This is a genomic window from Sphingomonas bisphenolicum (assembly GCF_024349785.1).
Lineage (GTDB): Bacteria > Pseudomonadota > Alphaproteobacteria > Sphingomonadales > Sphingomonadaceae > Sphingobium > Sphingobium bisphenolicum.
In genome coordinates this window covers 2,133,344-2,153,369 of the sequence record NZ_AP018817.1, presented here as the reverse complement: position 1 = coordinate 2,153,369, position 20,026 = coordinate 2,133,344, and the positions used below count along the sequence as shown (strand labels likewise).

General features: G+C 63.6%; 11 protein-coding genes. 2 read left to right on the top strand and 9 right to left on the bottom strand.

Annotated features, from left to right (window positions below; all coding sequences use genetic code 11):
* Position 1 precedes the first annotated feature (1 nt).
* From SBA_RS10655 to SBA_RS10620, 8 genes are all read right to left on the bottom strand, one after another.
* On the bottom strand, positions 2–1,231 hold the full coding sequence (locus tag SBA_RS10655; RefSeq protein WP_261934398.1) for an SGNH/GDSL hydrolase family protein: 1,230 nt from the start codon (positions 1,229–1,231) through the stop codon (positions 2–4).
* A 404-nt stretch (positions 1,232–1,635) separates the two neighbouring features.
* On the bottom strand, positions 1,636–4,569 hold the full coding sequence (locus SBA_RS10650) for a TonB-dependent receptor (RefSeq protein ID WP_261934397.1): 2,934 nt from the start codon (positions 4,567–4,569) through the stop codon (positions 1,636–1,638).
* A 141-nt stretch (positions 4,570–4,710) separates the two neighbouring features.
* Positions 4,711–6,180 (bottom strand): mannitol dehydrogenase family protein, encoded by a 1,470-nt coding sequence (locus SBA_RS10645; RefSeq protein ID WP_261934396.1) that lies wholly within the window; start codon positions 6,178–6,180, stop codon positions 4,711–4,713.
* A complete protein-coding gene (uxaC, locus tag SBA_RS10640) occupies positions 6,177–7,592 on the bottom strand; it encodes a glucuronate isomerase (RefSeq protein WP_261934395.1) in 1,416 nt (471 codons plus the stop codon). The genes SBA_RS10645 and uxaC overlap by 4 nt, the downstream gene beginning before the upstream one ends.
* Positions 7,589–8,890: an MFS transporter gene (locus SBA_RS10635; protein WP_261934394.1), complete on the bottom strand. Its 1,302-nt coding sequence runs from the start codon at positions 8,888–8,890 to the stop codon at positions 7,589–7,591. Before SBA_RS10635 ends, uxaC begins: the two co-directional genes overlap by 4 nt.
* A gap of 145 nt (positions 8,891–9,035) precedes the next feature.
* Positions 9,036–10,247: a D-mannonate dehydratase ManD gene (manD, locus tag SBA_RS10630; protein WP_261934393.1), complete on the bottom strand. Its 1,212-nt coding sequence runs from the start codon at positions 10,245–10,247 to the stop codon at positions 9,036–9,038.
* Positions 10,248–10,261: 14 nt separating this feature from the next.
* Positions 10,262–12,631 (bottom strand): glycoside hydrolase family 3 N-terminal domain-containing protein, encoded by a 2,370-nt coding sequence (locus SBA_RS10625; RefSeq protein ID WP_261934392.1) that lies wholly within the window; start codon positions 12,629–12,631, stop codon positions 10,262–10,264.
* Positions 12,628–15,003, bottom strand: a complete 2,376-nt coding sequence (locus SBA_RS10620) for a glycoside hydrolase family 3 N-terminal domain-containing protein (protein WP_261934391.1) — start codon at positions 15,001–15,003, stop codon at positions 12,628–12,630. The genes SBA_RS10625 and SBA_RS10620 overlap by 4 nt, the downstream gene beginning before the upstream one ends.
* A gap of 165 nt (positions 15,004–15,168) precedes the next feature.
* Here SBA_RS10620 and SBA_RS10615 point away from each other — a divergent pair, with 165 nt between their 5' ends.
* Both SBA_RS10615 and SBA_RS10610 read left to right on the top strand, forming a co-directional pair.
* On the top strand, positions 15,169–17,301 hold the full coding sequence (locus tag SBA_RS10615; RefSeq protein ID WP_390902445.1) for an alpha-glucuronidase family glycosyl hydrolase: 2,133 nt from the start codon (positions 15,169–15,171) through the stop codon (positions 17,299–17,301).
* Between the two features lie 88 nt (positions 17,302–17,389).
* Positions 17,390–18,457: a LacI family DNA-binding transcriptional regulator gene (locus SBA_RS10610; RefSeq protein WP_261934389.1), complete on the top strand. Its 1,068-nt coding sequence runs from the start codon at positions 17,390–17,392 to the stop codon at positions 18,455–18,457.
* Between the two features lie 95 nt (positions 18,458–18,552).
* Here SBA_RS10610 and purB read toward each other — a convergent pair whose 3' ends face one another.
* Positions 18,553–19,869, bottom strand: coding sequence for an adenylosuccinate lyase (purB, locus tag SBA_RS10605; protein ID WP_261934388.1), 1,317 nt, complete (start codon positions 19,867–19,869; stop codon positions 18,553–18,555).
* Between the last annotated feature and the right edge of the window lie 157 nt (positions 19,870–20,026).

Genomic DNA, 20,026 nt, shown 5'->3' with positions numbered 1-20,026 from the left:
ATCAGTCGAAAAGGCTGAGCGGGATCGCCTCCCCCATCGCCCTGTACCCCTTGGGCGAGGGATGGAGCGCGTCGCCGTCGTCAAAGGCGGGCAGTAACCGGTCGGGATGCGCAGGGTCGCGGGTGACGCGATCGAAATCGATCATCGCATCGAAATTGCCCGGTTGCCTGATCCAGGCGTTCACCGCCTGCCGATCCGCCTCATTCTGCGCATCGGCATGATAATAGGCGTTGCCGACGAAGGGCATGATTGTTGCCCCGATCACCTTCACGCCCTTGGAATGGGCGCGGGCGACGATCTGGCGATAGGCGCCGATGATGCGGGCGACATGGGCCCGGTGCGCGTCGACGCTCACCGGCGCATCGCGGGTCAGCGTGCCGAGATCGTTGATCCCCTCCAGCAGGATCAGATGGGTGACGCCGGGCTGGGCTAGCACGTCGCGGTCCAGCCGGGCCAGCGCATTGGGGCCAAGGCCGTCATGCAACAGGCGGTTGCCGCCTATCCCCTGGTTGACGACGGCGATGGCTCGGCGCTTCGGGTCGGCCTGCAGCCGTTCCGCCAGCCGATCGGTCCAGCGATCGTTGCCGTTGGTGGTGGAACCCTTGCCATCGGTGATCGAGTCGCCCAGCGCGACGATCAGCTTGGCGGGCGCACAGCGTTCGACCTCCAGCGCGGCCAGATTGAACCAGTGATCGAAGCTGGCTGCACCGGCCATGGCTGCATCAGTGAGGTGGTCACCGGGCAGATGCCATGACGTCGCGCGTGATCCGGGATGCGATGTCTGTTCCGGCTCGCCGACATAGCGGATCGATATGGCGATGGTATCCAGCGCCTTTGTCGGCAACGACACCGGGTCGGACAGATAGTCCGCGCCGGCCGGAATGACGATGTCGGGTTGCCCATCGAAGCGGAGCGCCATCAGCGTGCGGGGTTCGATTGCGGCAGAGGCGGGCCCCCGCGCGCGGGCGATGCTGGCGCCGGCCAGCACAAGCGGCCGGGTTCCGGCAAGGTTGGAGAGGCGCACGCGCACGCGGTCGCCGGATAGGGAAGGGCGGACGATCTGGCGCAAAGTCCGGTCCGCCAGCGTGCCGACGGGCAGCGCCGCGTCGCCGGTCGGCCGGAACTGAGAGGAGGCCCAGCCCGCCACCCATGTCGGGGCGCAGATTTTCGCATCGACGGGAGCGGCTGCGAACAGGGCGGGAAGCAGACAGGACCAGAAACGGAGGGACATTTGATCAACTTCCTTTCGATCATGGTCCCCTGCCGGGCGGACCGCGATAATGGCATGGTTCTTCGGGTCGGCGCCGAAGTTCACACCGTTGTCGGGCTTTTCAGCCCGATTGCGCCTGCAAAGCCACCCCGAAGCGCCCGATAGGTCACGCCAAAGTAACGCCGAAGCCACCGGAAATTTGTCCCGTGCGTGACCGAGGACAGAGCGCCGACCACGACGGCAAGGGAAGACGGATCGAACGGCCCATCACCTTGGTAGATCAAAGAAAATCCTACATTGAAAGGGCAAAGCCGAGGTGGCCGGACCTTTCGTTCGCCGATCCGATGTCGATCGGCCGTGTCAGAACAGCGGAAGAAAAAGGGCCGGCGTTGCCGCCGACCCTGCGAGGTGTCCTTGGGGGAGGATCAGAAATTCGCGCGGATGCCGGCCAACACGGACGTACCCGGATAGAAGATGGAGTAAGGCGCATTGTCGTAGGCGAAGGTCGAACGGATCGGTTCGTTGGTGATGTTGAGCACATCGACCGTGAGACGCACCGCCTTGTTGAAGAAGGGCAATTGATAACCGGCCGACAGGTCGAGCTGACCACGGGCATCGCTGCCCAGACGAGCGGTGCTAATGCCGTTCTGGCCCGGGCCGCTGGTCACCGTCTTGTCGTTCCAGACATAGTTCAGGCTGACCGACAGACCGCCATTTTCATAGAAGCCCTGAAGGTTGTACGACCATTTCGGCACGCCGGTCGCGATCAGTTTCACCCCGTTCACGAACGAGTTGGACGATTGCTTGATGTAGGTGCCGTTGGCCGAGAAGCCCAAGCCCTTGACCAGGAAATCGAGCGGCTGGACCCAGGTTGCTTCCAGTCCGCGCAGGCGGATCGCGTCCAGATTAACCGGGCGGTTGACGTTGATCGGCAGGTTTTCGATCGCGACCCCAGTCCGCCTCGCACGATCTTGCAATGCACCCAACTGCGTCGATTGCAGGGTTTCCAGCGGAATGTTGAGCGAGCCGAAGCTGACCTCACTGGTCTGATTCTGCGTAAAGCCGTCGATATTTTTCTGGAACGCGGTCAAGCCGACATAGCCGATGCCGCCCGTATAATATTCGCCGCCAATATCGAAATTGTCGGACAGGAAGGGTTTGAGGTTCGGGTTGCCCGCACTGGCTTCCAGCGCCGTAGGATCAGAGAAAGTGATGCCCGGCAGGATGTTGCCCGCTTCCGGCCGCGTCATCGTGCGCGAAGCCGAAAAACGCAGCTTGAGATTGTCCATCGGGCTCCAGCTTACGTTCAGCGCAGGCAGGAAATTCTCGTAGGTCGAATTGGCGACGAGTTCGACGATCTCCACACCGACCTGGCTTGGTCCCACGACATTCTGCTGGGTGCGAGCGTAGCGCATGCCCGCATTCACATCCAGGTCGCGACCCAGGAAGGTCGTCTTGCCGTTGATTTCGAAATAGGCGCCCCAGACTTTTTCATCGACATCGCCGGTCGATCCGCCGGTCACGGCACCACGTGCTTCGGGCGCACTGTCACGGAACTGGTTGTAGTTGGTCGCGTCGATGATCTTCTGGAAATCGGGCCGGATGAACGACGTATAGCCGATATCGCCGCTGGCCAGATGACCGAAATTGCTGACCGACATAGGCAGCAGATATTGCGGTACCTGCGCATTGGTGATCGATCCGGTCAGACCGGCGCAGTTGGCGCCGCAGACGGTCGCCTGATAGGCCATACTGTTGTCAAAGGCCCGCACGAACCGCTTGGCGCGGTCATAGGCGCCGCCCAGCTTCACGTTCAGATATTCGTCGCCATAGGTGACGTCCAGATGCGCGCCCTGCGTTTCGGTCTTGCGGCGGACATTCTGCACGTTCTGGCGATACCATTGCCAACCAGCATTCGGGCTGTTGAGGTCGATATTGGTGGTGATCGACGGATAATAGCCGTCCGTATTGTCATAATAGACATCGACGCCCGATTGCGGCGTGGTCTGGAACGCCCATGTCGGCTGTTCGCGGAAGAAGCGGCTCTTCGACATATTGAGGTTGGCAACAACCTTCAGCTTGTCGGTCGGCTCCCAGGTGACGCTGGGGTTGATGTTCCAGAAATGAGTGGTCTGCTTGTACAGGCTCGCTTCCAGGAAGAAGGAAGAGTTGGCGAAGGTGCCGCTGGTGACGACATTGTTGTCGTCCACGGTCAGGTCGATCGGGATCATACCGCCGGTCGATTGCGGCGTGCTGCCTGGTCCCGAATTGCGGACCTGCCAGTTCATGTTGACCTTGCTATAGTCGCGCTTGGACTTGGCCCAGATGCCGTCGATCGCGAAATGCAGCGCATCGCTGGGGCGCCATTCGACCGAAGCCAGCGCCGAGATACGCGAACGATCGCCTTCGGTGAGCGTATTGCGGCCGAGGCGCGGGATCAGCGCGGTGCTGAGCTGATCGCGGGTCAGGCCCGACGTCGCGACGACATCGACCGGCTGCCCGACAACCAGGCCATGGCCGGTATTGCGCGGCACGACCGAGGCGTAGCTGAAATTGTTGCCGCCGGCATTGCGAACACCGTTGACGGTGCCCAGGTCGCCGTCGGTCCAGCCGACGGATTCGAAACCATCGACGCGGGTCTTGGTCTTGACGCCCGCAACGCCGAGCAGGATGCCGAACGTGTCGGTGGTGTGGCTGGCGACGATCGCGCCGCGCGGGCCGATGCGATCATTGGTGTCGGTATATTGGCCCTGCGCAACGACCGTGACATGGGTGCCCGGCTTGTCGAAGGGGCGCGCGTTGCGCAGATTGACCGTTCCCGCGATGCCGCCTTCGATGGTGGAAGCGGTCGCCGACTTGGCGAGATCGAGCCGGGTGAAGAGTTCGGACGGGAAGAAGTCGAGATCGACTTCGCGGTTACCGCCGCCGCCGCCGGTCGTGCCGCCGTCGGAAGCGACCGCGATCTGCGACCCGTTGAGCAGAACCTTCGAGAAGCTGGGGCCAAGGCCGCGAATCGCAACCTGCGTACCTTCACCGGTGATGTCACGGTTCAGGCGAACGCCGGGCATGCGGTTGAGCGTTTCAGCCAGGTTGGTGGCCGGCAGCTTGCCGATGTCTTCCGCGAAAATCGAGTCGCCGAATGCGACAGCGCTCTTCTTGGCGTTGGTGGCGCTTTGCAGCGAACCGCGGATACCGGTCACGACGATGTCGGCGACATCACCGTCCTGCGGCGCGGCGGCGGTGGCCGGGTCAGTCTGCGGGGCGGCGTCCTGCGCGAAGGCGGCCTGGGCCAGGGTCAGCGAGCCGATCGCGGACGCCGCGAACAGGGCGCTGCGAAACATAAGGGTGCGTGAAGACATGAACTAATCCTCTCCTGAGCGCCGCCCCCGACTCTCCGGTGGGCGTAAACTGGTAGCGCTATCACTATCTCTGCAATATACGCGCTGCGGCTTTTGTCAAGTTGCCGAAATGCAACATATGGTAACGATATCGTTTGCGGATCAGCGTGACACGAAGGCCATGAGCGCCCCTTTAGCGCCACGCGTTTCGATCATTGTCAGCCAATGGGTGAGCGACGCATTGAGTTGCGCATCCTCGGCCAACTCGGGCGGAACCACGGCATCGAAAGACAGGATGGCGGCGACGCGATCGGACGGGGTGCGCGCACTTTCCAGAGCGCCGGCGAGCAGGGCGGCGAGCGGGTCGTCCACCTTATAGGTGTCGCCTTCGTCGTCTCGACCGGCCTGCCAGCGAATCCAGGCTGCGACGGCGAGCGAGAGGGCATCGATCCCCTGCCCCGCCTCGAGGCGCGCGGCGATGGGAGCGAGAAGCCGTTGCGGCAGTTTCTGCGATCCGTCCATGGCGATCTGGCGCGTGCGGTGGCGCAGCGTCGGATTGTCGAAGCGCGCCATCAGCTCGCGGCGATAGGCTGCGACGTCCAGCTCGGCCGGCGGCGACAGCGTCGTTTCCGCCTCGTCCCAGAGCCTTTCCACGAAATGCCGGGCTTCGGGCAGGGCCAGCACCTCATGGACATGGTCGATACCGGCCAGACCGCCCAGATAGGCGATGCCGCTATGCGCGCCGTTCAACAGGCGCAGCTTCGCCTCTTCCCATGGCGCAACGGCCGCGGTCAATTGGACCCCTGCCCCGAAATCCGGGCGCAGATTGCAGAAACGATCCTCGATCACCCATTGCAGGAAGGGTTCGGTCTTGACCATCGCCCGGTCTTCGACGCCGAGCCGTTCGGTCTGCATGGCGATGTCTTCGGGCGTGGTCGCCGGCACGATGCGATCGACCATGGTTTCGGGGAAAGCGCCATGCTCTGCGATCCAGTCGGCCAGACCGGCGTCGTGCCGCCGTGCCAGTTCCAGCACGGCATTGCGCAGGCGCGCGCCATTATGCGGGAGGTTGTCGCAGCTGATCGCGGTGAAGGGCGCAAGGCCGGCGGCGCGGCGCAGGGCCAGCGCGGCGACCAGATAGCCGGGCGCGGTCTGCGGACTATCGAGCGAGATGAGGTCGGCGGCGAGTTGCGGATCGCTTTCGTTCAACATTCCGGTCGCGGGGTCCAGCTTGTAGCCCTTTTCCGTGATGGTGAGCGTCACGATATGCGTGTCCGGGGAGGCCAGCGCCGCGAGCAGCGCCTGCGGCTCTTCCGGCGCGACGATGACATGCCGGACCGCGCCGATCAGGCGCGCTCGTTCCGTCGCGCCATCGCGCACAAGCATTGTGTAGAGGCCATCCTGTGGCTGCATCTGGTCGCGCACGCCGGGCGACCGCAGCGAAGCGGCGATGACGCCCCAACGCAGGTCGCCGGCATTGAGGGCATCGTCGAAGACCACCGCCTGGTGTGCACGATGGAAGGCGCCAATGCCGATATGGACGACGCCGCAGGTCACGGCGGCGCGGTCATAGGCCGGCGGCGTGATGTCGGCGGGCAGTTGCGCGAGGGTGGTGATGGACAGGCGGCTCACAGCTTGTATGCCGTCTTGGCAAGGTCATAGGCCAGCGCACGCGCCAATTCGAACGCCTCATCCTCCTCCAGCCGATGTTCGGCGACCAACTGGGCGAGCCAGGCGCAATCCATGCGGCGGGCGACGTCATGACGAGCCGGGATCGACAGGAAGGCGCGAGTGTCGTCGTTGAAGCCGACCGTATTGTAGAAGCCTGCCGTTTCCGTCATCCGCTCGCGGAAACGGCGCATCCCTTCCGGACTGTCATGGAACCACCAGGGCGGCCCCAGCTTGAGCGCTGGATAGTGGCCGGCCAGCGGCGCCAGCTCGCGCGCATAGACATCCTCGTCCAGGGTGAAGAGGATCAGCGTCAGGCACGGATCATTGCCATAAACGTCGAGCAGCGGCTTGAGCGCCTGCACGAATTCACCGGCGGTGGGGATATCGCCGCCCTTGTCCTTGCCGAAACGGGCCAGCACGGCGGCATTGTGGCTGCGATGGACGCCGGGATGCAACTGCATCACCATGCCGTCGTCGATCGACATCCGCGCCATTTCGGTCAGCATATGGCCACGGAACAGCTCCGCGTCCCGCGCGGTGACCGGGCCGGTCATGACCCTGGCGTACAGAGCTTCGATCTCTTCGCGCGGCAGGTTGGCGGTGAAGGCGGACGGATGGCCATGGTCGGTCGATGTCGCGCCCGCCGCGCGGAAATCAGCGCGGCGCTTTTCATGCGCGCGCAGATAGCCGGCAAAACTGTCCACATCCTCGCCCGCCATGGCGCAGAAGCGCTGGACGTTGGCGATGAAGCGCGGATCGTCGGGGTCGAGCACCGGGTCGGGGCGATAGGCGGTGATGACCTTGCCATCCCAGCCGGACGCCCGGATCGCGCGATGATGGTCGAGCGGATCGAGCGGCCCTTCGGTCGTGGCGATCACTTCGATATTATAACGTTCGAACAAGGCGCGCGGGCGGAAGGCATCGGTCTTCAGCGCGGCGTCGATGATGTCGTAATAATGATCGGCGGTGTCCGCGTTCAACTGCACGTCGATGCCGAAGGCTTCGGCGAAGACCCAGTCCATCCACATGCGCGTGGGCGTGCCCCGGAACAGATGATAACGCTCGGCAAAGAGGCGCCAGATGGCGCGCGGATCGCTGGCCGTGGCGCTGCCATCCACGGTCGGGATGCCCAGATCCTCCAGCTTGACGCCCTGGCTCATCAACATGCGGAAAGCATAATGGTCCGGCACGATCAGCAATTCCGCCGGATTGGCGAACGGCTCGTCATAGGCGAACCAGCGCGGATCGGTATGGCCGTGCGGCGACACGATCGGCAGATCCTTCACGCTCGCATAGAGGCGGCGGGCGATGTCGCGGGTCGCGGGATCGGACGGGAAAAGGCGATCGGGATGAAGGCTGAGCGTCTTGGTCATGCGGGATTTCCGGGAACAGAGGCGACCACCGGCTGATAGCGGGGCAGCAGGAAGTGGATGACCGCCAGCGCGATCAGATAAGCGACGGAGGCGACCGCAAAGATCGGGCCGAAGCTACCGATCCTCTCCAGGATCACGCCGGCGAACTTGGCCATCAACATGCCGCCGACCGCACCCGACAGGCCGCCCAGGCCGACGACCGACCCGGCCATCCAGCGGGGAAACACGTCACCGGGCAGCGCGTAGAGATTGGCGGAAAAGCCCTGATGTCCGGCGCAGGCGAGGCCGATCAGGCCAACGGCGATCCACATGGACGGCGCGCTGGCGGCAAAGGCGATCGGCACGGCGCAGAGCGCGGCCAGGAACATGGCGCTCTTGCGCGAGCGGTTGAGGCTCCAGCCCCGCCCCATGAAGCGCGAGGAAGCCCAGCCGCCCGCGACCGACCCGACATCCGCCATCAGATAGACAGCGATCAGCGGTGGCCCGAAATCGAGCATCTTCACGCCATATTGCTTGTTGAAGAAATCGGGCAGCCAGAAGAGGAAAGTCCACCAGACTGGATCGATCAGGAAGCGACCCGACATATAGGCCCAGGTCTGGCGATGGCGGAACAGGGTCGACCATTTGACCGGGCGCTTTTCTTCAACCGGATCGGTTTCGATCCAGGCCAGCTCCTGCGGACTGAGGCTCGTCTTTTCGCGCGGGCGGCGATAGAAGCTCAGCCATGCCGCGAGCCACAGGACCGTCAGCAGGCCGGTCAGGATGAAGGCCCAGCGCCAGCCCAGCGTCACCGCGATGATCGGGACGAACAACGGCGTCAGGATCGCCCCGACATTGGACCCGGCATTGAAGATGCCGATGGCCAGCGCCCGTTCCTTCTTGGGGAACCATTCATTGGTCGCGGCGATGGCGGCGGGGAATGTTCCCGCCTCCCCGATCGCGAGCGGGATGCGGGCGATCAGCATTCCCGCCGTCGAGGTGAAGAAGATGTGCGCGACATGGCCGATCGTCCACAGCGACACGGCCAGCGCATAGCCTGTCCGCGCGCCGATCCTGTCGATCAGGCGACCGAAAAACACATAGGCGATGCCGTAGCCCGCCTGGAACCAGATGGCCAGATCGGCATAGCCGCTCTCGCTCCAGCCATAACGGGCCTGAAGATCGGGCTTGAGCGTCGGCAGGACGAGCCGGTCGATATAGCTGAGCACGACAGCCGCGAAGAGCAGGCCGCAGACGATCCAGCGAACTTTGCCTGACGGCTTGGGTGGGCCGGAGGGTTTGGGAATGGCAGTGCTCATCGGCTCATCCTCTCGCCTGACACTACCCACATCCGTTCGCCCTGAGCCTGTCGAAGGGCGCGCACGCGTGCTTCGACAGGCTCAGCACGAACGGAAGTAAGTGGCGTGAAAGTCCGGGGCTGAGAAGATGAGCCGATCATGTCGATCACCAGTTGAACATGGTGCCGTCTTCCAGCCGGTTCACCGGCAGGAAGGCGCGATTATATTCATATTTGGCGGCCAGGTCCTCGTCGATATCGACGCCCAGACCCGGCGCCTCGCCCGGATGCATCGCGCCGTCGGCAAAGCTGTAGGCATGGGGGAATACGGCATCGGTTTCGGGCGTATGGCGCATATATTCCTGCACGCCGAAGTTGGGAACGCTGAGGTCGAAATGCAGCGCCGCGGCCATGCAGACCGGCGACAGGTCGGTCGCGCCGTGGCAGCCGGTGCGGACCTGATAAAGGTCGGCCAGATTGGCGATCTTGCGCAGGTGGCTGATGCCGCCCGCATGGACCACGGTGGCGCGTATATAATCGATAAGCTGGTTTTCGATCAGTTCGCGGCAATCATGGATCGAGTTGAAGATCTCGCCTACGGCCAGCGGCGTCGTGGTGTGCTGGCGGATCAGCTTGAAGGCTTCCTGATTTTCCGCCGGGGTCGCGTCTTCCAGCCAGAAGGGGCGATATTGCTCCAGATCCTTGCCAAGGCGACCGGCTTCGATCGGGGTCAGGCGGTGATGGATGTCGTGGAGCAGGTGGACGTCCCAGCCCAGCGCTTCACGCGCCGCTTTAAACAGTTCGGGAACAATGCGGAGATACTTGCTGGTATTCCACACATTTTCCGTCGGTAAGTCGGCGTCGGCCGGTTCGTAGAAATATTTGTCCTTGGACACGCCATAGGTGGACGCCATGCCCGGCACGCCGCACTGGATGCGGATCGCCTTGTACCCCTGCGCCTGATATTCCAACGCGGTCTTGACCGTATCCTCGATCGTGGTGCCATTGGCATGGCCATAGACCATGACGCTTTCGCGGCTCGCCCCGCCCAGCAGTTGATAGACCGGCAGGCCCGCGATCTTGCCCTTGATATCCCAGAGCGCGGTATCGACGGCGGCGATGGCCGACATGGTGACGGGACCGCGACGCCAATAGGCACCCTTGTACAGATACTGCCAGATATCCTCGATCCGGTGCGCGTCACGACCGATCAGGCAAGGGATGACATGGTCCTGAAGATAGGAAGCAACCGAGAGTTCACGGCCATTCAGCGTCGCGTCGCCGAGGCCGTAGACGCCTTCGTCCGTAATGATCTTCAGCGTGACGAAGTTGCGGCCGGGGCTGGTAACGATGACCTTGGCATCAATAATCTTAGGCATTTGAGCGGTCCTGTTCAGATGATTTCGAGCGTGATGGTCTGGAGATTCTGGCTATCGGGTCCGACCATGATGTCGAAGAGGCCGGGTTCGACGACCTCTTCCATGTCGAGGTTCCATAAGCTGAAGGCGTCGGGGCCAAGCGGAATGCGCACGGTCGTCGTTTCGCCGGGCGCAAGAGTGACGCGCTCGAAGCCCTTCAATTCCTTGATCGGGCGAGTGACGCTGGCGACCTGATCATGAACATAGAGCTGGACGACCTCGTCCCCTGCCCTTGTCCCCATATTGCGCACATCGACTTCGACCGTGACGCTGCCCCCCACACCGATGCGCGGTGAGGAAAGTCGTGGTTTTCCAAACTCGAACTTCGTGTAGCTAAGGCCATATCCGAATGGGAAGAGCGGGCTGATATCCTCGAACACATAGCCACGCCGGGCGCTGGGCTTGCGGTTGTAGAAGATCGGGATTTGCCCCGCGTCGCGCGCAACGGTGACAGGCAGCTTCGCCCCTGGGTTGACGTCGCCGAACAGGATATCCGCCATGGCGGTGCCGCCCTCCTGCCCCGGATACCAGCATTCCAGCAGCGCATTGGCCCCGTCTACCACGGTCGGATAGCTGGGCGGACGGCCATTGATCGCGCAGACCACGACGGGCTTGCCGGTCGCCTTGATCGCCGCGAACAATTCATTCTGTTCGCCGACCAGGTCGAGGCTGGTGCGATCGCCCAGATGGTTCCTGGCAAAGCCTTCGCGGCTGGTCTGTTCGGTGTCGCCGATGGCGAGCAGGATGATATCAGCGCCCTTAGCGACTTCGACCGCCTCTGCGATCAACTGGCGGTTCTTGGCGGGATCGGCCAGATAGACTTCATCGACCGAGCGATCCTCGCTCTGGGTGATGAAGACGCCCTGCGCATGGACGACCTCCGCCTTGCCCTTGAGCTTGGCCTTCACCCCTTCCAGCAAAGACACGTCCTGCCGGGGAATGGAAGAATAGCCGCCCAATCGCGCGATGGCGGCATTGGGGCCGATCACCGCGACCCGCTTGTGCGCGCCAGCAGCGAGCGGCAGCGTGCCGTCATTCTTGAGCAGCGCGATCGACTTGTGCGCGGCCTTGAGCGCGAGCGCGCGCGCCTCCGCATTGCCGGTCAACGTGTCATGGTCGCGGCGCGGCCAGGGATTTTCGAACAGGCCCGCGCGGAACTTGAGCGTCAACATGCGCGTGCAGGCGATGTCGACCGCTTCGAGGGGCACTTTGCCCGCGCGGACCTGTTCCACGAGCGTCCGATAGGTCTGGCCATCGGGCAACTCGCAATCGACGCCGGCGCGAAGGGCGGCGCGGGCCGATGCCTCCGGGTCGGGCTGAACATGGTGGATAGTGTCGAGTTCGTGGACCGCGCCATAATCGCTGACCACCGCGCCGTCGAAATGCCATTCGCCGCGCAAAATGTCGCCGAGCAGCCACTTATTCTGGTGCGACGGCACGCCATCGATTTCATTGTAGGACGGCATGACGGCAGCGATGCCGGTGCGCTTCACGACCTGACGGAAGGGCGGGAAGAAATTCTCGCGCAGTTCGCGCTGGCTGATCGGCGCTGGCGCGACATTCTCGCCACTCTGAGGCTGGCCATGGCCGGTCATATGTTTGAGCGTCGCCATGACCTTGTCCGGGCCAAGCTGTTTGCTCTCGCCTTGCAGACCTAGCACCGCCGCGACGCCCATTTCGCCGCAGAGATAAGGGTCTTCGCCGAAGGTTTCCTCGATCCGGCCCCAGCGCGGATCGCGGGCGATGTCCACCACCGGCGACAGCGCCAGATGGACGCCGCGGGCGCGGACTTCGCGGGCGATGACGGACTGGACATCCTGCATCAACTGGCGGTCGAAACTGCCCGCCATGCCGATCGCCATCGGGAACATGGTCGCGTCGGTTGCCATATAGCCGTGCAGCGATTCTTCATGGAAGAGGACCGGGATGCCGAGACGCGTCTCCTTGATCGCCCATGTCTGGACGGCGGTGATGAAGGCGACGGCGTCGGCCGGGGTGCGCCAGCGGGCGCCGACGCCACCGGCCTGCTGCGACCCGTCGGGCGCACCGCGCCGATCGGACGGGCGCGTAATCTGGCCGAAGCTGTTCGGATAGGCCTTGCTCGCCTTGGTCGGCGAGAAGGTCAGGTCGTCCATGATATCCGCCTTGGTCGCCCAGAGCGCGATGATCTGGCCGACCTTCTCCTCCAGTGTCATGCGGCCCAGCAGATCCCGGACGCGCAGGTCGATGGGCGCGGAGGCATCCTTGTAGAGCGGCCCCTTCCCCTTTGCGGCCACGGCCGGGGCCGCCGCGAACAGCGAGGTCGAAGCGAGCAGGCCGAGCGCCTGGCGACGCGCGAGGCTCACGGCGTCACCGTCAGCGTCGCGGACTGGAGCGCGACCGAGCTGTTGCCGGTCATGATCTCGAAATCGCCCGGTTCGACGACACGCTCCATATGATCGTTCCACATCTGGAGGCTCTCGGGGCTGATGGTGAAGGTGACGGTGCGGGTTTCGCCGGGCTTCAGGGTGATGCGCTGAAAGCCCTTCAATTCCTTGATCGGGCGCGTGACGGAGCTGACCTTGTCATGGATGTAGAGCTGGACGACTTCGTCGCCCTCCCGCCCGCCGCTGTTGCGGACATCGACCGAGACAGTTGTTTTGCCGCCCGTGCCGATGCGGGCCGCGGCCAGACGCGGGGGCGACAGGTCGAATGTTGTGTAGCTGAGGCCAAAACCGAAGGGATAGAGCGGGTCGGTGGTGTCGAACAAATAGCCGCGCCGCGCCGAGGGCTTGGCATTGTAGAACATAGGCAGCTGCCCGACCGAGCGGGGTACGGTGACGGGCAGCTTCGCGCCGGGGTTCACATCGCCGAACAGCACGTCCGCGACAGCGTTGCCGCCCTGCTCACCCAGATACCAGCCTTCGAGAATAGCGTTGGCCTGCTCGCTGATCGTCACGGTGGAGGCCGGGCGACCGTTGATGAGGACGACGGTGATCGGCTTGCCCAGCGCCTCCAAGGCATCGAACAGCGCCTGCTGCTCGCCAACCAGATCGAGGCTGGGACGGTCGCCCAGATGATTATCGGCCCAGCCTTCGCGGCTCGACTGTTCGGTGTCGCCCAGCGTCAGGACGATATGGTCCACGCCTCTGGCAGCCTCGACCGCCTGCGCGATCAGCTTGCGATTCTCCGCGGGATCGGACTTTGTGACGCTGTCCTCCCACCAGTCGTCATTTTCGGTGATCTTCACGCCCTGCGCGAAGACGATGTTGGCCTTGCCACCGACCTTGGCCTTGATTCCTTCGAGGATCGAGACGCTGTGCGGCGGCTGGCCATAATAGCCGCCAAGCCGCGCCACGGCCGCGCTCGGGCCGATGACCGCGATCGTGCCTTCGGGCTTAAGCGGCAGCATGCCGTCATTCTTGAGCAGGGTGATGGAGCGTTGCGCGGCCTTGAGCGCCAGCGCGCGGGCTTCGGTGTTGTTGGTGATTTTTTCCGACGCGGCGGCATCGGCATAGGGATGCTCGAACAGCCCGGCGCGGAATTTGAGGTCCAGCATCCGGCGGACGGCCAGGTCGACCTGCGCCTCGCTCACCTTGCCTTCGCGCACGAGCTTGCCCAACGTCGCATAGGACAGGCCATCGGGCAGGTCCGCGTCGACGCCTGCGTCGAGCGCGCGGATCGCGGCCTCCTCCAGATTGGCGGCGATATGATGGATGCTCATCAACTGGTCGATCGCCGAATAGTCCGACACGACCGCGCCCTTGAAGCCCCATTCCTCACGCAGCACATTTTCCAGCAGCCAGCGATTGGCATGGCTCGGGACGCCGTCGATCTCGTTATAGGAGGCCATGACGGCTTCGATGCCGGTGCGCTTCACCACCTGTTCGAAGGGCGGGAAGAAATTCTCGCGCAGTTCGCGCTCCGATACCGGCGCCGGGCCGACATTGGTGCCGCTTTCGGGCTGGCCATGGCCGGTCAGATGCTTGAGCGTGGCGAACACCTTGCCGGGCCGCAGGTCGCGGCTACGGCCGACGCCTTGCAGCCCCTCGACCGCCGCAACGCCCATTTCGCCGACCAGATAGGGATCTTCGCCATAGGTTTCCTCGATCCGGCCCCAGCGCGGGTCGCGGGCGATGTCCACCACCGGAGACAGGATCATCGGCACGCCGCGCGAGCGGATCTCCCGCGCGATCACGCTGTTCACGTCGCGCAGCATGTCCGTGTCGAAGGAGGACGCCATGGCGATCGACTGGGGGAAGCTGGTCGCGCCGACGGCCGCATAGCCATGCAGCCCTTCCTCATGGAACAGGATCGGGATGCCGAGCCGAGTCTGCGTCGTCGCCCATTTTTGCAGGGCGTTGACGAGTGCGACCGTCTGGCGCGGATTGCGTCCTGGTGCGACCCGAGGACTAACGGCCCCCTTCGCATCGGAAGGACGGGTGAAATGGCCCAGGCCATGGGGATATTGCGCGGCCAGCTTCGCGGGATCGAGCTGGAGCCGGTCATCGAAAATCTTGACCTTGTCGAGCCAGACGGTGGTGATCTGGGCAATCTTCTCGTCCAGTGTCATGCGCGCCAGGAGATCGTCGACGCGCGCCTCGATCTGCGCGCCGGCATCCTTGTACACAGCCTTGGCCGATGCCGTTGCGGGCGCCGCATGAATAGGCGCCATCGGCAAGGCGACACTCAACGCCAGCGCCGACGCGGCACACCATATTTTGCGGTTACGGATCACGACGCCCTCTCCATTTTATTTCCCCGACAATCTTTCCGCTTGCCGTGGCTGAACTGATAGCGTTACCATTGCTTCGACAAGAGAGACTTGTCAATGCCCGATCAATGGGCTTTGACGTTCGGGACAAGGGAGAGGATCTTCGTGAAAGCGCGCCTGTTTTGCTGGATGATTGCCGTGACCGGAACGGCGTTGACGCCGGTTCTGGCGCCCATGGCGCAGGCCGAGGACGGCTATGATCTGTGGCTGCGCTATGCGCGCGTAGAACCGTCGCGCGCTGGCGTTTTGGCGGCCCATGCGAACGCTATCGTGGCAAGCGGAAGCAGCCCGACGCTGGCCATCGCGACTCAGGAATTGCAACGCGGTATCGCCGGCATGACCGGGACGACGCCGGCGCTGTCAGCAACGGTCCAGCAAGGCGCGCTGCTGCTGGCGACGCCGGCGTCCACCCCTTCCCTGCCGGTGAAGACGGACGGGCTGGGCGAGGAAGGCTATGCGATTCGCACCATCATGATGGACGGCAAGGCGGTCACGCTGATCGCCGCGAACAGCGACATCGGCCTGCTCCATGGCGCCTATCATTGGCTGCGCCTCGCCCAGAGCGGCGAGAAGCTGGACAATCTGGACATACGCAGCGCGCCGAAAATCGGCCTGCGCCTGCTCAACCATTGGGACAATCTGAACGGCACGGTCGAGCGCGGCTATGCCGGCCAGTCGATCTGGGACTGGTGGCGCCTGCCCGACTGGAAAGGGCCGCGCTATAGCGACTATGCCCGGGCCAATGCCTCGATCGGCATCAACGGCACTGTCCTCAACAATGTGAACGCCAAGGCGGATAGCCTGACCGCGCCCTATATCGCCAAGGCGGCAGCACTGGCGGATGTCTTCCGTCCCTATGGCATCAAGGTCTATCTGTCGGTCAAATGGACCGCGCCGATGGAACTGGATGGCCTCAAGACCGCCGATCCGCTCGACCCGGCCGTCGCCGCATGGTGGAAGGCGAAGGCGGACGAAATCTACAAGGCGATTCCAGACTTCGGCGGCTTTCTGGTCAAGGCGAACAGCGAGGGCCAGCCGGGACCGCAGGATTACAACCGCACCCATGCCGATGGCGCGAACATGCTGGCCGCTGCGGTAAAGGCGCATGGCGGCATCGTGATGTGGCGCGCCTTCGTCTATGCCCATGACAATCCCGACGACCGCGCCAAACAGGCTTATAGTGATTTCAAGCCGCTGGACGGCAAGTTTGCCGACAATGTGATCGTGCAGGTGAAGAATGGCGCGATCGACTTCCAGCCGCGCGAGCCCTTCCATCCCCTGTTCGGCGCGATGCCCAGGACGCCGCTGATGATGGAATTCCAGATCACCAAGGAATATCTGGGCCAGTCGACGCACCTCACTTACCTTGGGCCGTTGTTCGAGGAAGTGCTGGACGCCGATACCTACGCCAAGGGCAAGGGATCGACGGTGGCCAAGGTGATCGACGGATCGCTGGAGGGCCATAAGCTGACCGGCATCGCAGGTGTCGCCAATATCGGCGTCGATCGCGACTGGAGCGGGTCGATCTTCAATCAGGCGGACTGGTATGCCTTCGGCCGTCTGGCCTGGGATACCAGCCTGTCGGCGGAGACGATCGCGAAGGAATGGGCGGAGATGACCTTTTCGCCCGATCCCAAGGTCGTGCAGCCCGTGGTCCGGATGATGATGGGATCGCGCGAGGCGGCGGTGGATTATATGACGCCGCTGGGTCTGGCGCATGTCATGGACACGGGCCATCATTATGGTCCGGGGCCATGGGTATCGGAACTGGCGCGGCCTGAATGGAACCCGGTCTATTATCATAAGGCGGACGCGACCGGCATCGGCTTTGACCGGACGAAGACGGGCAGCAATGCCGTCAGCCAATATGCCGCGCCGCTCGCCAAGCTGTTCGGCAGCGTCAAGATCACGCCGGAACGCGACCTGCTATGGTTCCATCATGTGCCGTGGGACTATCGGCTCAAGTCGGGCGAGACGTTGTGGAACGGTCTTGTCCATCATTATGAGGCGGGCGTGAATTACGTCGCGGACATGCAGACGACCTGGGCATCGCTCAAACCCTATGTCGATGCGGAGCGGTACGCGCAGACAGAGACGTTCCTGACGATCCAGCATCGCGAGGCTTTATGGTGGCGCGACGCCAGCATCGCCTATTTCCAGTCGGTGTCGCAACGTCCCCTGCCCGCCGGGTCGGCTGCCCCCGCCCATGACCTTAATTGGTACAAGGCGCAGAAATTCCCCTATGCGCCGGGTCATAACTGATTATTCACTTAATTTTACCGATTGATGTCGTTACCATTTCGGCAGCGGCATCATATTACCGAAAGTGCGCATCTTTGAGCCTGATCCCATGAGCGACGTTCGATCGTCCCGCCGGCAGCGCAACGCCCCGACCATCAATGATGTCGCCCGCCATGCCGGCGTGTCCCCGATGACCGTGTCCCGCGTCATCAATGGCGAGCAGGTCGTGCGCGCGGCGACGCGAGAGAAGGTGGAGATCGCGATCGCGGCGCTCAACTATGCGCCCAGCGCCGCCGCCCGGACGCTGGCGGGCGGGGACGAGACGCGGATCGGCCTGCTCTATTCCAACCCCTCCTCCTCCTATCTCAGCGAATTTCTGGTCGGCAGCCTGGATCAGGCGAGCCGCAGCGGCGTCGACCTGGTCGTGGAAAAATGGGATGAGGAAATATCGATCGCGTCGGTCGTCGCCCACCTGCAACGCGGGCGGATCGACGGGGTGATCCTGCCGCCGCCGCTGTGTGATTTGAACGAGATGGTGGAAGCGCTGGACAAGGCGGGCATCCCGGCGGTCGCGGTGGCGACCGGGCGCGCGCCGTCGGATCTGGCCGCCGTCAGCATCGACGATCGGCAGGCGGCCTATGAAATGACCCGGCACCTGATCGGGCTGGGCCATGATCGCATCGGCTTCATCAAGGGCAATCCGAACCAGAGCGCCAGCGCCAAGCGGTTCGAGGGCTATGTCGCGGCGCTCGGCGAAGCGGGCCTGAGCGTGCAGGACGAACTGATCGCGCAGGGCTATTTCACCTATCGATCCGGGCTGGACGCGGCCGAACATATATTGGCGCTGGCCGATCCGCCGACCGCCATCTTCGCCAGCAATGACGACATGGCCGCCGCTGCCGTCGCGATCGCGCATCGCACCGGGCTGGACGTGCCGGGCGACCTGACCGTCTGCGGCTTTGACGATACCTCTCTGGCGACCACCATATGGCCGGAGCTGACCACGATCCGCCAGCCGATCAGCGCGATGGCGCGCGCGGCGGTGGAGGTGCTGGTGCGGCAGTTGAAGGGCCGACGCACCGACGAAGCGGCGGAGCATCTGGTGCTGGATCATGCGCTGATCCGGCGGCAGTCGGACGCTGCGCCGCGCGTGCGGCCGCGTATGGGTGGGCGGTAGATATTATCCACCGTTCGCTTCGAGCGCAGTCGAGAAGCGGCTAGCGTAGCGCTTCACGTTTCTCGACAAGCTCGAAACGAACGGATGTTGGGTTATCAGGCCTCGCCGAACACCCGGCGGAAGATCGTATCGACCTGCTTGAAATGATAATCGAGGTTGAACTTGTCCTCGATCTCCTGGACCGGCAGCGCAGCGGTGACGTCTGGGTCGGACTTGAGCAGTTCCAGCAACGATAGCTGGCCGTCCGATTCCCACACCTTCATCGCGTTGCGCTGGACGTAGCGGTAGCTGTCCTCGCGGCTGACGCCCGCCTGGGTCAGGGCCAGCAGCACGCGCTGCGAGTGAACGAGGCCGCCCATCTTGTCGAGATTCTTCATCATCCGCTCGGGATAGATGAGCAGCTTGTCGATGACGCCGGTCAGGCGGGCGAGCGCGAAGTCGAGGGTGATGGTCGCATCGGGACCAAAGAAGCGCTCGACCGACGAGTGGCTGATATCGCGCTCATGCCACAGGGCGACATTTTCCAGCGCGGGCACCACGGCGGCGCGCACCACGCGGGCGAGGCCGGTCAGGTTTTCGGTCAGCACCGGGTTGCGCTTGTGCGGCATGGCCGAGCTGCCCTTTTGCCCCGGCGAGAAATATTCCTCCGCTTCCAGAACTTCGGTGCGCTGGAGGTGGCGAACCTCGACGGCGAGGCGCTCGATCGAGCTGGCGATCACGCCCAGCGTCGCGAAGAACATCGCATGGCGATCGCGCGGGATGACCTGGGTCGAGACAGGCTCGATGGCCAGGCCCAGCTTTTCCGCGACATGCTCCTCGACCGCAGGGTCGATATTGGCGAAGGTGCCGACCGCGCCGGAAATGGCGCAGGTCGCGACTTCCGCGCGCGCGGCGATCAGGCGGGTCTTGCAGCGCGAAAATTCGGCATAGGCTTCGGCCATCTTGAGGCCGAAGGTCACTGGTTCGGCATGAATGCCATGGCTGCGGCCGATGGTCGGCGTCAGCTTATGTTCGAAGGCGCGACGCTTGATGACGTCGAGCAGCTTGTCCAGATCGTCGATCAGGATGTCGGCGGCGCGGGCCAATTGCACGGCGAGGCAGGTGTCCAAGACGTCCGAAGACGTCATGCCCTGATGCATGAAGCGGGCTTCGTCGCCGACCTGTTCGGCCACCCAGGTCAGGAAGGCGATGACGTCATGCTTGGTCACGGCCTCGATCGCGTCGATCGCGGGCACGTCGATCCTGGGGTTCGTGGCCCACCAGTCCCACAGCGCCTTGGCCGCGGACGGCGGGACGACGCCCAGTTCGCCCAGCTTCTCGGTCGCATGCGCCTCGATCTCGAACCAGATCTTGAAACGGGCTTCAGGCTCCCAGAGCGCGGTCATTGCGGGACGGGAATAGCGGGGGACCATGGGCGAATCCTGCGGTTGGAGGAGAAATGTTGCCGCGCGCCTAGCAGCGTCGCCCCGTCGGGGCAAATCGAGAGAGAAGAAAGGGTGATCGACAAGATTCCATGCCGCCCAAAATGATGAAGCCCGACGAGCCGACCATATTTTCAAGACGAATGAA